The sequence below is a fragment of the Prauserella marina genome, from assembly GCF_002240355.1.
Classification (GTDB): Bacteria; Actinomycetota; Actinomycetes; order Mycobacteriales; family Pseudonocardiaceae; genus Prauserella_A; species Prauserella_A marina.
In genome coordinates this window covers 718,858-733,160 of record NZ_CP016353.1, presented here as the reverse complement: position 1 = coordinate 733,160, position 14,303 = coordinate 718,858, and the positions used below count along the sequence as shown (strand labels likewise).

The window sequence follows — 14,303 nt, the reverse complement described above, 5'->3', positions numbered from 1 at the left end:
CTCCGGACCGTTCCCCTTCGTTACTGTCCCGCAGTCCCCATTACGGTCAGGTCACGAACGGACTGGACAAGCGCGGCTCCCCGGAGTCACGTGCGTTCACGAGTGGTTACCCCCCGAAACCACTCACCGGGTTCCCCCGCCCGGCGCCCGAGACCTGGCTCCCCGCGTAACGGAAGGCCCTGTCTTGGCTCGACACCGCTCCCCCGGCGGCCAAGCTCCTTCTCCGGCACTCGAAGACGCACTGGACGGTGCGGTCGTTCGCGTCCGGGGTTCCCATAGGCTCCCCGCACCCTCGTCGGCCCTGCGTGGCCGCGTGGTTGTCGCCGCAGTCGCCGCAGGCGCTTTCGCCGCCGCCGCTGCTGGTCAGACATTGCAGGCAGCCTCAGGAAGCACCGAAGCCAGCCCGGATGTCACCCCCCTCGCCAACACTCGCGACGCGAGCGCCGCACTCGGCAGCGGCGGCAACGCCCCAGCCGGAGCGCCCGAACTCCTCCAGGTTGCCCGCCCCGCCGACGCCTCGGCCGAGGTCGAGAAGCTCACCGCGAGCGCCGAGGTCACCGACGCCCGCGTCGAGCGGGAAGCCGAGGAAGCCCGCATCGCCGCCGAGGAAGCGGCGCGGCCCAAATTCGTCGTTCCCGCCCAAGGCACGTTCACCTCGGGTTACGGCGCCAGGTGGGGCACGACCCATTACGGCGTGGACATCGCCAACGGCATCGGCACCCCGATCGTCTCGGCCGCCGACGGCACCGTGATCGAGGCAGGACCGGCCAGCGGCTTCGGCCTCTGGGTCCGCGTCCAGCTCGAAGACGGCACGATCAACGTGTACGGCCACATCAACAGCTACAACGTCAGCGTCGGTCAGCAGGTCAAGGCAGGCGAGCAGATCGCCGAGATGGGCAACCGCGGTCAGTCGACCGGCCCTCACCTGCACTTCGAGGTGTGGACCCCCGCGGGCCAGAAGATCGACCCCGCCTCGTGGTTCGCGGAGCACGGCGTCAGCTTCTGACGCTCTCGCGCCCAGGCGGCACCCTGGCGTCACGGCGGCCCCGACGGCTTCCGTGGCGCCCTGAGTCCAGGCGACCGCCCGAGAACCACTGATCGACATCATGAACGCGCTCGCGCGTTTACTGACGCTGTTATCGTCGCGCTCGTCGTCACCGGCATCGCGATACACCCGAGGAACATCAGCGCTCGCCGATCGACCGGATCCGCCCGGGGAGCGACCCTTGCACGCGACAATCCCGCGAACGGCAACCCTGCCGACGGTGACAGCGGCAGCGACGAGCCCGCGAACGGCTGTACGCGGCAGGCCACCCGCGCCCTCGCTCAGCCGGGCGCGACGCCCGGCATGCCAAGACCTGACGAAGGTCGTGCCGACCGCCTCGCACACCTGCCGAACCCCCATCGCACACCCCTCAGCTCATCGAACTTGTGTTCGAGAACGAGGTTAGCGAAGGGGTCCGACAATTTCCGGACGCCGCCGAACCGAAGCTACAACTTCACCATCGGCACGCTGCCGATGAGCATCAACCGCACGGTTCCCGTGCCACCGAAATCAATGGTCGCCGTCGCTCTCGGCCCCGAACCGTCGGTGGAGACGACCGTCCCCAGCCCGTACTTGTCGTGACTGACCCTGTCCCCGACGTCGAGCTTGAGCGCGACCGTGTCCTTCCAGCCGTCCTTCCAGCCCTTCGCCGGCGCGGAACGACCTCCGAAACCACCCGAATCGGCACCGAACCCCGACCTGCGGCCCCACGTGGTCGCGGCACGCGGCGAACCGCCCTCCGATCCGCCGGAAGGAGCCAGCCGTCGCCAGTCGACCAATTCACCGGGAATCTCGTCGAGGAACCGGGAAGCCGGGTTGGTCATGGGCTGGCCCCACGCCGAACGGATCAGCGCACGGGAGAGATACAGCCGCTGCCGCGCCCTCGTGATGGCGACATAGGCCAGCCTGCGTTCCTCAGCCAGCTCCTTCGGCTCGCCGAGCGCCCGCATGTGCGGGAAAACGCCATCTTCCAAACCGGTGCCGAACACGACCGGATACTCAAGACCCTTCGCCGTGTGCACCGTCATGAGCGTGACGACACCGGCGTCCTCCTCTTCCTCTTCTCCGTCGGGGGAAGGGATCGAGTCGGCATCGGCGACCAGCGAAACCCGTTCGAGGAACGCGGGCAACGAACCGGGCTCGGGAACTCCGGCGTCGGCGGCGTCAATGGCTTCCGGGACATCTGCGGTGTCCGGCTCCGCCGCTTCCCTTGTCGCCTCGGCGAATTCGGTGAACTCCCTCGCGACGGTGACCAGTTCGTCGAGGTTCTCCAGCCGCGAGGCATCCTGCGGATCGTCCGACTCCTCAAGTTCGGCGCGGTAGCCCGTGCGCTCCAGCACGGCCTCCAGCACGTCGGCGACCTCCTCACCGGTCTCGACGAGTTCGTAAAGCCCGTCGAGCAACTCGACGAAACCGGTGATGGCCTTTTGTGACCGGGGATTGAGCAGGGGCACCTTGCCCGCGACCGCGTCGCGCAGTGCCGAGGCGAACGAGACGCGTTCCCGCTCGGCGTGAGTCGCGACGACGGCTTCCGCTCTGTCCCCGATTCCCCGCTTCGGCACGTTGAGGATCCGCCGCAGGCTCACCGTGTCCTCGGGATTGGCGAGCACCCTCAGGTAGGCGAGCGCGTCCCTCACCTCACGGCGCTCGTAGAATCGCACGCCGCCGACGACCCGGTAGGGAAGCCCGAGCCGGATGAAGATCTCCTCGAACACCCTCGACTGGTTGTTGGTGCGGTAGAAGACCGCGACGTCGGAGTACTTGACCTCGCCCTTGTCGACGAGCGCGTCGATCTCGTTGGCGACGAAGGAAGCCTCGTCGTGCTCGTTGTCAGCGACGTAGCCGACGATCTTCTCCCCGTCGCCGGAGGCGGTCCACAGCCGCTTGTCCCTGCGGTTGGGGTTGCGCGCGATCACGGCATTGGCGGCGGAAAGGATGGTCTGCGTCGAGCGGTAGTTCTGTTCGAGCAGGATCGTGCGCGCGCTGGGGAAGTCGCGCTCGAACTCCTCGATGTTGCGGATGGTCGCGCCACGGAAGGCATAGATGGACTGGTCGGCGTCGCCGACGACGCACAGTTCGGACGGCTCGACTCCCGACTCGGTCACCTCGGTGCCGACCAGCTCACGCACCAGCGTGTACTGCGCGTGGTTGGTGTCCTGGTACTCGTCGACGAGTACGTGCCGGAACCGCCGCCGGTAGTACTCGGCGACATCGGGGAATACCTGGAGCAACTCGACCGTGCGCATGATCAGGTCGTCGAAGTCCATGGCATTGGCCAGCCCGAGCCTGCGCCGGTACTCGCCGTAGACCTCGGCGGCCCTGCGCTCGAAGTCGTTGGCCGCCGCCGACGCCGCGGAATCGGCGTCGACCAGCTCGTTCTTCAAGTTGGAGATGTGCGCGGCGAGCGTGCGTGCCGGGTACCGCTTCGGATCGAGATCCAGATCGCGCGCGACCAGCGTGAGCAGCCTCCGCGAGTCGTCGGCGTCGTAAATGGAGAAGTTCGACGACATCTCCAGCGTCTTGGCCTCGCGCCGGAGAATGCGCACGCACATCGAGTGGAACGTCGAGACCCACATCGCGTTGGCCCTGCGCCCGACGAGTTCGCTGACGCGTTCCCGCATCTCGGCCGCGGCCTTGTTGGTGAACGTGATCGCGAGGACTTGCCCTGGGTGCACGTGCCGCGCGGCGAGCAGGTAGGCGATGCGTCTTGTCAGCACCCTCGTCTTGCCGGAACCGGCTCCGGCCACGACGAGAAGCGGCGGACCGGTGTGCTCGACGGCCGCTCGCTGAGAAGGGTTCAAGTCGTCGAGCAAATCCGCGTACTTGCCCGGTTCCGATGGAAGATCGAAGAGGGTGCTCATTGTGACTTCACGCTACCTGGACCCTCTGACGAAGTGACTATGTGCCATACTCGCTGCCGTGCGGTACGACGCGTTTCGATTTTTCTACGGGATCCGGACTCCGGCTCCCGTGATCGCGTAGTGCCCCATCCGCCATCACCGCAAGCCCCGGAGTCCACGGACCCGGGGCTTTTGTCGGCCCAGGGCCGGTTGCGGGGCCGGGAACGACCGGAGGTCGACATGAACGCGCAAACCCACGACGCTGGCGAAACCGCGGCCGAGGACATCAACGAACTCCGCAAAGAGATCGACTGGCTCGACGCCGAGATTCTGCGACTGGTGAAACGCAGGGCCGAGGTGTCCAAGACCATCGGAGCCGCCCGTATGGCGGCAGGTGGGCCGCGCATCGTCTACAACAGGGAGATGGACGTCCTCGCCCGCTACCGGGAGCTGGGCCCTGAGGGCCGTCAGCTCGCGATGGCGCTGCTCAACCTGGGCAGGGGCCGGCTCGGCCGGTGAAACACGGGGCGTCGCGGAATCTCAGGGTGTTCCCCCGAGCCACGCGTCCCCCACAGCGGGCACACTGGAACCATGGACACGATCATTCACCTGGTCGCCTTCTTGATCGCGATCGCCAGTGTGCTCGCGGCACTGGGGCACGCGGGTTACCTCGCCATGCTCAGCAGCGCGGCGAACAAGCGGGCCGGTGGTGCGCCCATCGCCCAGTACGTCCGGTCGCGGTTCGCGGTCGCGGGCGGCACCACGGCACTTTCCCTGCTGGCGCTTCTGCTCACCTCGGGAGGTCCCGCGCTCGACATCGTGGCGATCATCCTGGCCGTCGGCAGTGGCGGTACGGCCGTGAAGGCATTGCAGTCGACCCAGTCGAAGTACCGCACCGGCGGCCGTTAGCACACCGGCTTCTCGGCACATGGGTGCGCCCAGAGGAGTGATATCAGGGCCCGCTTCGGGCTCTGATCCGCCACCAGGGCCGAAAGACTCCTAGTCTGTGCCGCGTGAGCAATCCTGCCGGTGTCCCGCGCGCGCGTGAAAGCGCCGCACGTGCAGCGTGCCGTGCAGATGCTCAGTATCCGGCTGCTCCATTCGGTTTAACAGGGGTGCCGGTGCCGTCAGATGGACCTCGCGGGGGAGTCCAGCTGGCATGAATGGCAGGGCCGACTTCACCGAGTACCGCTTCGCCACTCCTCAATACCGGCAACCAAACCAGGGCAGGCACCGGCGGGCACAGGGCGCGGAAACCTGGACTCCCGCCGTGGTCGCCTACTCCCCCGCATCGCGGGCGGCCGCCCCTGCGATGCCCTTCGGCAGGCGGCATGTCCCTCGGAGCGATCCGTTCGACACGACGGCACCCACCCTTCCCGGCCTGCCCGTGCAGGCCCCTTCACCGAAACCACAGGATGTCGAGTTCGCGGCGTCCCGTGGCGAACTGCCGTTGACCGCGCCGACCGTGTTGCCCCGTCCCGCCGAGCGGGGCAGTCCCGGTGAGCAGGCGGGGCCGCCTCGCGACGAGAAACCGTCGCGCAGGAAGAAGGTCACACTCACGACGCCGTGCACGGTGACCCCGGCCGACGACGAGGCGAGGGTGTACGTCGCGCCACCTCCCGACGGTCTCGGCAAGTTCGATCTCGGCTCCGTGCCCGCGTCGGTCACCCCGCCCCGGAGCTGGCGCAAGGCCGCGTGGTTCGCGACGTTGTCATCAGGAGGGGTCGTCGTCGCGCTGCTGGTCGCCGGAACGATGCTGGTCAGCCAGCCTCCAGAGGAACGTCAGGCGATCGAGGGCTGGACGGATCGCGGAGGCAACGCTCCACTGCTGCCCGACGAGGACTACGCCGACGACGCCCCGCTCGACGGAGGCGCACCCACCTCACGCGACTCGTCCCCGACCAGGGGAGCTCCCGCTCCGGGCGAGGACTCGACAGCCCAGGACACGACGGTCTCGTTCCGCACGACATCGCCATGGCAAGGCACCTTTCCCCCGTCGGAGTCCGGCACGGACCCTTCGGGGCCGGGAACCGGACCGACTGGGTCGGCGCCGCCCGCCGAGCCGGGACCGCCGGGGGATTCCGGCCCGCCCGCTCAGCCGAAGCCGCAGAAACCGCAGGTCACGCAGGCTCCGATGACCCAGTCGAAGGAGCGGTACCTGTTGCCGGCCCACGACGCGGACACCATCGGGCAGCGGTCACAGGACTACCTCAACACCGTCACCGAGGACCCGGAGACCGCCCACGAGATGACGACGGGCGAACTGGCCGCGGAAGGCACAGATGGCTTGCGCAGCAAGTACGCGGACATCGCCTACTTCGAGGTCAAGCACGTCTATATCGACCAGAACGAGGGATACACGGTTAATTCCGTCGAGGTAACCCATCTTGACGGATCGAAGACTCAGGAAACCCGCAAACTGATCTTCGGGGACGGGTCGAAGATCGCCGAAGACGGGCAGTGAACCGAGGTTCGATCTCACCCCCGAATAGGCGCTTCACCTGCGGATGCACGCTGTTTTCGCACATTCCGCTGCACGTGCAGTGCGGCGAACGGTCCGAGGTTGCTCTAACCAGGTGACACCGTTGGCCGCTCGTCGTGTTTCGACGACTGTCCACCGACAGGGGGTGGTGGCGGAGCCCCCGAAACGGTTGTCTGTTGCTCGGGGTCCGAACTCCAAGTCCACGAGGCGAAACAGACGAGGACCGACAGTGCACGACCGGCGCCATTCGGGATTCAGCCCGGCAACGACGACAGTGGAGGACGTCCTCAGCGACGACATCCTCCGCGACGCGTTGGCCGAGCCCCTTGTCGACGACGAGCGACCGCGCGAAGTCGTCGGCAAGCAGCGCAGGTATCTCCCGCCGCCCAGCGCGTTGTCGCGCCGCAGGCAGCTCGGGCCGCCGCCCGAACCGGAGAACAAGCTGGCACGGCGAGCCAAGCTCGGCGCGCTGATACTGGCGACGGCGTTCCTGGTCGCCGCGATCGTCGTGGCGGCGACACTCGCCGGCGACGGCGAGCACGCCTCGCAGGCCGCCGCTCACGCTCCCTTGCAGATCACCGGCGCCGCGGCGCTGGCTGGCTTCGCCGTTCCCGCTTCGAAGGCACTTTCCAGGAAGCCGCTGGCCACCCGTGGCGCGGTACCAGTGAGCGGCGGCACCGGCACTGACGGTCGCGCGACCGGTGACGTCGCGACCCCGCACGGCGCGGGCGAGATCCACACGGCTCACCGCGCCCACGACGTCTCCGATGCCGCCATCGAACCCGTCGCCGCAGAGAACACGCTGCCCGCGACGAGCGAAGCCGCACCGGAACAGGACAACACGCGGGTCGTCCGCGAGTTCTACGCGCTCGTCGACCACGACCCCGTCGGCGCGCTGAGCATGGTGGCCCCCTCTCTGGCAGGTGACGACCGCGATCAGCTCGTCGAAGCGTGGCGCTCGATGGCGTCCGTGACGGTCGACGAGCTCACCGAAAAACCAGACGGTTCGGTTCGCGCCGTCATCACGATCGTCCCCATCGACGGCAATCCGCTCACCGTCGTTCAGCAACTGAGCGTGAATGGTCGCCCGCACACCGTAATCAAGGAAGCAAAGCTGCTGAGCGTGCAACCTAAGTAGGGCGAGCGGCGTCATCCACATGGGCGCTGGGACAGCCTCGAACAGTGCCGCCTCCGTGTGCGAAGAGTGAGCGGCCTAACCTGTCACGAGTCGGTCTCGGTAAGCCGGCACCAAGGATCACCGGTATGTGCCTAAGCTCCACACGTGCGACGCGCTTCCAGGCCCAGCGTCGCAATCACTGAAGGAGCCCGAAGGAGGTCGCGTGAGCGACGAGGGTCGCCTGGTTGCCGGTCGCTACCGCGTCAAGAGGCGGATCGGCACCGGAGCCATGGGGGCCGTGTGGGAAGCGCAGGACGAGATACTGCACCGCACGGTCGCGATCAAGCAGCTCTTGCTGCAACCAGGGCTGGAAGACAACGAGGCTGAGGACGCACGCAAGCGCACGATGCGCGAGGGCCGGATCGCGGCCCGGCTGCACCATCCCAACGCCATCACGGTTTTCGACGTCGTCACCGACGACAACGGCCAGCCGTGCCTGATCATGGAGTACCTGGCGTCGACAAGCCTCGCGCAGGAACTCCAGAAACGGAAGACGCTGCCGCCCTCCGAGGTCGCGAAGATCGGCGCGCAGGTCGCCGCCGCGCTCAAGGAGGCTCATGCGGTGGGCATCGTCCACCGCGACATCAAGCCGGGCAACATCCTGCTGGCGGGCAGTGGCCTCGTGAAGATCACCGACTTCGGCATCTCCCGGGCCAAGGACGACGTCACCGTCACCAAGACCGGCATGATCGCCGGTACCCCCGCCTATCTCGCACCCGAGGTGGCCATCGGTGGCGACCCCGGGCCCGAATCGGACGTCTTCTCGCTCGGTTCGACGCTGTACGCCGCGACGGAGGGCCAGCCACCGTTCGGGCTGAGCGAAAACACGTTGAGCCTGCTCCACGCGGTCGCGGCAGGCCAGATCAATCCTCCGCGGCAGTCGGGGCCGCTGACCAGCGTGCTCGCGGTCATGCTGCACCCCGACACGCGGCACCGGCCGACGTCCGAGGAATGCGAAGAACTGCTGACGGCGGTCGCGAGGGGGGAGACACCGCTCGGCGGCTCCCCCGACAGCACCACTCAGGTGCAGCCCGCCGTCGGCGGCGGCACCGGCACGGCGGTGCTCGGTGCTGCCGCGGCCGGAGCGGCACTCGGCGCGGCGGGCGCCGGTGACGACTACCTGCCCGCAGGCCACTCGGGCACCCTTGGCGACGGCGCGAACGGCGGGTACTACGGCACTTCGCGCGACGACAGGTACGAACCGGCGGACGGCTACCCCGACCAGGACTACGACAACTATCACGCCGCGCAGGCCGGGCCGGGCGCGACGAGGGGGTTCGAAGCCACCCGCGCCGTTCCTGCCGACGACGGTTACGACAACTACGACGGTTACGACGACAGAGGCGGCTACGACAACAGGGGCGGTCGCGACGCGTACGGCGCCGCCGCCTACGACGAGCCGCCTGCCGACGAGCCGGAGGCCAAGAGCAACTGGAAGATCCCGGCCATCGTGGGCAGCATCGTCGTCATCGGCATGGCGGCGTTCGCGATCTGGGTGTTCGGCGGCTCCGGCGGCGGCGACGCCGAGCAGGATCCGCAGCGGCCGGCGGCGACCACACAGAACCTGCCGACGACGACAACCAGCTCGTCGCAGGTGACCACGGAGCCGGAGCCGACGAGCGAGGTGGTCGAATCCTCGACCTACGAGCCGCCGGTCCAGCCCCCGCCCGTCGAGCCATCGACCGAGGCGCCGCCTCCGACGTCGGACGAGGTGCCGACGACCGAACCGGAACCGGAACCGACGACGGACGATCCGCCTCAGCCGACGACCGAGCCGTCGGAGCCACCCAGCGAGACTTCGGCCAGTCAGTAACCTGAGGCTGGGTTGATACTCGTTTGACCGGCATTGGGGTACAAGGGGCTGCGTGAACGACACAGAAGGCGCTCTCGTCGGTGAGCGGTACCGGCTGGACCAGCCAATCGGTCGCGGGCGGGCAGGCATCGTCTGGCTCGCCTTCGACACGATGCTGCACAGAACCGTCGCCGCCAAACGACTACTCGTCCAGGCAGGCCCCGGCGGGGCGGATCAAGCGCGCGAGGCAACGCTGCGCGAGGGTCAGCAGGCGATGCGGGTCGTGCACGCCAACGCGATCGCCGTATACGACGTCTTCCACGACGGCGGTAACGACGACGTGTGGCTCGTCATGGAGTACGTGCCTTCGCGCAACATGGCGGACTTCCTCAGCGAGCACGGTCAGCTCACGCCGGAGCAGGCCGCCTATCTGGGCGTCCAGCTCGGTTCGGCGCTCGCGGCCGCGCACGAGATCGGGGTTTCGCACCGGGTTGTCGAGCCACGCAACGTCCTGCTCGCCGACGACGGCGGTGTCAAGATCACCGACATCGGGATATCCGACGCGACACCGGATCCCGCCTTTCAAGCCCCCGAGGTGGCCGCCGGCGAGCCCGCCAGCCCTGCCAGCGACGCGTTCTCGCTTGGCGCCACGCTGTTCACCGCGGTGGAGGGAACACCGCCCTTCGGCAGCGACGGAACAGGCCCTCCCTCGGTGCCCAATCGTTCCGGCACACTGACCGGGGCGGTGCTGAAACTTTTGCGCGCCGATCCCGAACTGCGGCCGACGATGAACGACACGATCATCGCGCTGAAGGCCATCACTCGTGGGCAGCAGGCCGGTTTCGTGCCACCGACGGCCCCCGCGATGCCCACGGTCCCGGTGATGCCTCGACCGCCGAGGGTGCAACCTCGGGCCGCGCAGGCCCCGGGTACCGCGAGCCGGATGGCGCGACCGAAAACCCTGCGGTGGGCGCTGGTCGTGCTGGCCGCCCTCGTGGTGGTCGCCGTCGGCGTCGCCGTTGTCGTCTAGCCGTTTTCCGGTTTGAGCGCGCCGAGCAGGGTCCGCATGGCCGGGTTGTCCCTCGCGCGCGCGGCGACCGCCGCGTGGATGACGCGTACCGGAGCCGGATGCCTTACCTTGCGGACGGCGACTCCCGGATGTGGCGAGCCGAGCCCCAACTCGGGGATCAGCGAGATGCCGAGGCCCGCGGCGACAAAACCCTGCGCTGTCTGGTAATCCTCGCTGTGCACGACGAAGGACGGCGAGAAACCGGCGGAGGCACAGGCCCTCGTCAAGATCTCACTACAGGGACCGCTCTGCGGCCCGTCGTGACCGATCCACTGCTCGTCGGCGAGATCACTCAGGTCGACAACGCGTTTGCGGGCGAGCGCGTGCCCCTTGGGCAGCACCGCGCGATAGGGGTCGTCGAGCAAATGCACCAGTTCGATGCCCTTCGCCGGCGGGCTCGTCCTGGGAAAGACCACGATCGCGACGTCGGCGTCACCCGATTCGACCTCGGGAAGCGGATCCTCCGGTTCCACGAGCCGCAGATCCAGCTTGAGCCGGGGAAACTCCCTGCGCAGGACGGCGACCGCGGGCGGAACCAGGGAAACCCCCGCCGTGGCGAAGTAGCGGACCGCGAGCGAGCCCTCAGCCCCGTTCTTCAGGTCGGCGAGCGCGGACTCCGCCTTCGCGAGCTGATCACTGAGCGCCTCGGCGTGCTCGGAAAGCAGTGCGCCTGCCGCGGTCGGCCTCACTCCCCTGCCGATGCGCTCCAGCAGCACCGTCCCCGCTTCACGTTCCAATGTGGATAGTTGCTGGCTGATGGCGGAAGGGGTGTACCCGAGGTTTCTGGCCGCGGCGCTGATGGAGCCGCTGGTGACCACCGCACGCAGCACCTGCATGCGTCGCACGTCCAACATCCCACAAACTTACAGTTTTCCTTAAGCCGCTTCCAGAACAAGTCGCTTGTCCTTACGGTTTGCTGGCGAGAGCCTTGCCAGGTGGGCGAGATGAGATCACTGGTGCGCCTTGCCGCGCTGGCCTTGATGTGGGGTTCGAGCTTCTTCTGGATCAAGCTCGCGCTCGGCGCGTTCTCCCCGGTCCAGATCGTGTTCGGCAGGCTGGTCCTCGGGGCGCTCGTTCTGCTGGTGCTGTGCGCGCTCGGCAGGCGCGCCTTGCCGCGTGGCCGCCGGATCTGGTTGTACCTCGGCGTTGCCGCGATGTTCCACAACGCGCTGCCGTTTCTGTTGTTCGCGATCGGCGAGCAGACGGTCAGCTCCAGCGTCACCGGCGTGCTGAACGCGACGACCCCGCTGTGGGCGGTCGCCGTCGCGTTCGTGTGGCGCATCGAGCGGCAGCTCAGCGTTCCCAAGGCCGCGGGGCTGGCGCTGGGACTGGCCGGAGTCGTACTGATCTTCGCGCCGTGGCAGGCATCCGGCCTGGTCAGTTGGGGTGCGCTCGGCATACTCGCCGCCGCGGCCGCCTACGGTTTCGCCATTGTGTACGAAGGCCGCTACCTTTCCGGCAGCGGCGCCTCCCCCACCGCGCTGGCCGCGGCGCAGATGCTGACCGCGAGCGGGTTTCTCGTGCTCGCCGTTCCGGTCGGCGGGCTCACCCCCATCCACGCCGACGGCGGCGCTTTCGTCGCACTGGCGATACTCGGCGTGTTCTCGACCGGATTCGCGTTCGTACTGAACTACCGGCTGATCGCCAGTGACGGCGCCGTCGCCGCGTCGATGGTCGGCTACCTGCTACCGCTGGTGTCGGTCGCGCTGGGCGTCGGGTTCCTCGGCGAGCCGCTTGGCAGCCGAATCGTCATCGGGATGGTGATCGTGCTGGCCGGGGTTGCCCTCACCCGGGTCCGCGCCCGGGTACTAGACGAGCCGCCGGTCAGAAGCCCAGCGTGAGAGCTCGTACCGGTTGGAGAGCTGAGTCTTGCGCAGGACGCTCGACACATGCGTCTCGACCGTCTTCACCGAAATGAACAGTTCGGAGGCGATCTCCTTGTACGCGTAACCCCGCGCGAGCAGACGCAGCACGTCGCGCTCCCTCGGGGTCAGCAGGTCGAGTTCCGGATCGCTGATGGGCGCGGAACCAGGGCGGTCGGCGAAGGCGTCGAGGACGAACCCCGCCAGCCTCGGCGAGAACACCGCGTCGCCGTCGGACACCCTTACCACGGCGCGAACCAGCTCCTTCGAGGAGATGGTCTTGGTGACGTAGCCGCGGGCACCGGCCCTGATGACGGCGATGACGTCCTCGGCAGCGTCCGACACCGACAACGCGAGGAAGACCACGTCGGGCAGCTCCGGCCGGAGCCTGCGCAGCACCTCGGCGCCGCCGCCGTCCGGCATGTGCACGTCGAGAAGGACGACCTGCGGCTTCGTACTGGTGACACCCGCGACGGCCTCGCCGACCGAACCGGCTTCACCGACGACCCTGATCTCATCGGTGATCGATTCCAGCTCGGCGCGAACCCCCGCCCGGAACAGCGCGTGGTCGTCGACGAGAAACACCGTCACCGGCTCCCGCTGGGTGTCTGTCACGTTGCCCCCTGGGCTGTCTTGGCGTTGACCTTGCGCGGCATCTCCAGCTGCACTTCCGTGCCCTCTCCAGGGGTGGTGCGCAGTTTGCAGGTACCGCCGTTGCGTTCCATCCTGCCCCTGATGGAGTCCGCGAGGCCATGCCGGTCCGCTGGGACGGTGTCGGGATCGAATCCCTTGCCCCGGTCGCGCACGAACACGGTGACCGAGGTCGGCTCCGCCTCGGCGTACACGCTGACTTCGTCGACACCCGCGTGTTTCGCGGCGTTGACGATGGCCTCCCTCGCCGCTTGCACGAGCGCGGTCAGCGGCTCGTCGAGGTCGACCTCGCCGACGACGACCTGCTGCACCGAGATGGCGAAGGCGTCCTCGACCTCGCCACACACCGTGGCGACGGCCTGAGCGAGCGACACCGCCGTCTCCGAATCGGCCTGTTTCACCTTGCCGTATCCGGAAGGACCGTAGAGCCAGCCGCGCAGCTCGCGTTCCTGTCCCCTTGCCAGCCGCGCGACCTCCCTCGGCGACTCCGATTGCTTCTGGATCAACGCGAGCGTTTGCAGCACGGAGTCGTGCAGGTGTGCCGCGATCTCGGCGCGCTCCTCCGTGCGGATGCGGGCCCTTCGTTCCTCCCCGAGGTCACGAACGAGCCGCAACCAGAACGGCACGGTCAGCACCGCGACCCCGATCAGCGTCGCGACCACCGCGATCAGCGCGAACTGCACCTGCGCGAAGCTGCTTCCCCGAAGCACGACGACACCGATGCCGGTCATCACCAGCGCGACCCCGGCCAGCACCCTGACCACCGCCGACCAGCCGCCCCCACCGAGGAACGCCCCCGCGACCCCCGATCTGGCCCCGTGCCGCCAGCGACGGCGTTGCGACTCGTCGGCCTCGCGCCACACCACCGCGGCACCGACGACGGCGATCGCGATGGGCACGCTCACCCAGCCGGTGAAGAGCCCACTGACGGCGCCACCGGCCACGGTGAGCCCGACGCCGAGCGCCATCAGCCCGTACGCCTGCTGCCGTTCCTTCGGCGATTCGAAGTCGGCCGCTTCTTCGCGCGACTGCTGTGCCGCGAACACCCACAACAGCCCGTAGGCGACGACGCCGAGCCCGCCGAAAGCGGCGAGCACCGCGAAGGCGGCCCTCACCCACAGCACCTTGATGCCGAGATGGTCTGCGAGCCCGCCGGCGACACCGGCGAGCACCTTGCCCGAACGGCGCCGGTACATCTTGGGCGGCGGTTGCGGCTCGTCGACGGCCCTGCCGGCGGCCGGTCCGCTCACCTCGGCGCCGACCGGCGTTGGCGCGGAGGAGCCGACGCGCTCGTCGATCGGTTGTTCCTGCACGTCATCCATGTTCACACGAGATCAAGCCCGATTCATCAGGGAAACCCCTGACCCCTTCCCCCACCCTGACCC

At 68.2% G+C, this 14,303-nt stretch carries 12 protein-coding genes; 8 read left to right on the top strand and 4 right to left on the bottom strand.

The window, feature by feature from the left end; all coding sequences use genetic code 11:
- Positions 1–313: 313 nt before the first annotated feature.
- Positions 314–1,006, top strand: a complete 693-nt coding sequence (locus BAY61_RS03250; protein ID WP_245865742.1) for a M23 family metallopeptidase — start codon at positions 314–316, stop codon at positions 1,004–1,006.
- Between the two features lie 485 nt (positions 1,007–1,491).
- Here the strand turns inward: BAY61_RS03250 and pcrA are convergent, their stop codons facing one another.
- On the bottom strand, positions 1,492–3,906 hold the full coding sequence (pcrA, locus tag BAY61_RS03245; RefSeq protein ID WP_091802360.1) for a DNA helicase PcrA: 2,415 nt from the start codon (positions 3,904–3,906) through the stop codon (positions 1,492–1,494).
- Between the two features lie 219 nt (positions 3,907–4,125).
- Here pcrA and BAY61_RS03240 point away from each other — a divergent pair, with 219 nt between their 5' ends.
- From BAY61_RS03240 to BAY61_RS03215, 6 genes are all read left to right on the top strand, one after another.
- Complete coding sequence (locus BAY61_RS03240) at positions 4,126–4,404, top strand: chorismate mutase (protein WP_091802357.1); 279 nt, start codon at positions 4,126–4,128, stop codon at positions 4,402–4,404.
- A 72-nt stretch (positions 4,405–4,476) separates the two neighbouring features.
- Positions 4,477–4,794: a hypothetical protein gene (locus BAY61_RS03235; protein ID WP_091802354.1), complete on the top strand. Its 318-nt coding sequence runs from the start codon at positions 4,477–4,479 to the stop codon at positions 4,792–4,794.
- A 250-nt stretch (positions 4,795–5,044) separates the two neighbouring features.
- The gene (locus BAY61_RS03230) at positions 5,045–6,349 is read left to right on the top strand and encodes a hypothetical protein (protein WP_091802351.1); all 1,305 of its coding nucleotides are present in this window, start codon (positions 5,045–5,047) and stop codon (positions 6,347–6,349) included.
- A 247-nt stretch (positions 6,350–6,596) separates the two neighbouring features.
- A complete protein-coding gene (locus tag BAY61_RS03225; protein ID WP_143021363.1) occupies positions 6,597–7,505 on the top strand; it encodes a hypothetical protein in 909 nt (302 codons plus the stop codon).
- Between the two features lie 202 nt (positions 7,506–7,707).
- Complete coding sequence (locus tag BAY61_RS03220; protein ID WP_091802344.1) at positions 7,708–9,357, top strand: serine/threonine-protein kinase; 1,650 nt, start codon at positions 7,708–7,710, stop codon at positions 9,355–9,357.
- Positions 9,358–9,409: 52 nt separating this feature from the next.
- Entirely contained in the window at positions 9,410–10,366 is a 957-nt protein-coding gene (locus tag BAY61_RS03215) for a serine/threonine-protein kinase (protein WP_091802341.1), read from the top strand.
- On the opposite strand, the gene BAY61_RS03210 is transcribed toward BAY61_RS03215, so the two are convergent.
- Entirely contained in the window at positions 10,363–11,259 is an 897-nt protein-coding gene (locus tag BAY61_RS03210) for a LysR family transcriptional regulator (RefSeq protein ID WP_091802338.1), read from the bottom strand. The genes BAY61_RS03215 and BAY61_RS03210 overlap by 4 nt on opposite strands.
- Before the next feature lie 81 nt (positions 11,260–11,340).
- Between BAY61_RS03210 and BAY61_RS03205 the strand changes: the two genes are divergently transcribed.
- Positions 11,341–12,246 (top strand): DMT family transporter, encoded by a 906-nt coding sequence (locus BAY61_RS03205; RefSeq protein WP_091802335.1) that lies wholly within the window; start codon positions 11,341–11,343, stop codon positions 12,244–12,246.
- Here the strand turns inward: BAY61_RS03205 and BAY61_RS03200 are convergent.
- Positions 12,214–12,882, bottom strand: a complete 669-nt coding sequence (locus BAY61_RS03200; RefSeq protein ID WP_091802331.1) for a response regulator — start codon at positions 12,880–12,882, stop codon at positions 12,214–12,216. The two genes, BAY61_RS03205 and BAY61_RS03200, sit on opposite strands and share 33 nt — an antisense overlap.
- Positions 12,879–14,240 carry an ATP-binding protein gene (locus BAY61_RS03195; protein WP_091802600.1) on the bottom strand — a complete coding sequence of 454 codons (1,362 nt, stop codon included), beginning with the start codon at positions 14,238–14,240 and terminating at the stop codon, positions 12,879–12,881. Before BAY61_RS03195 ends, BAY61_RS03200 begins: the two co-directional genes overlap by 4 nt.
- Positions 14,241–14,303: the final 63 nt, after the last annotated feature.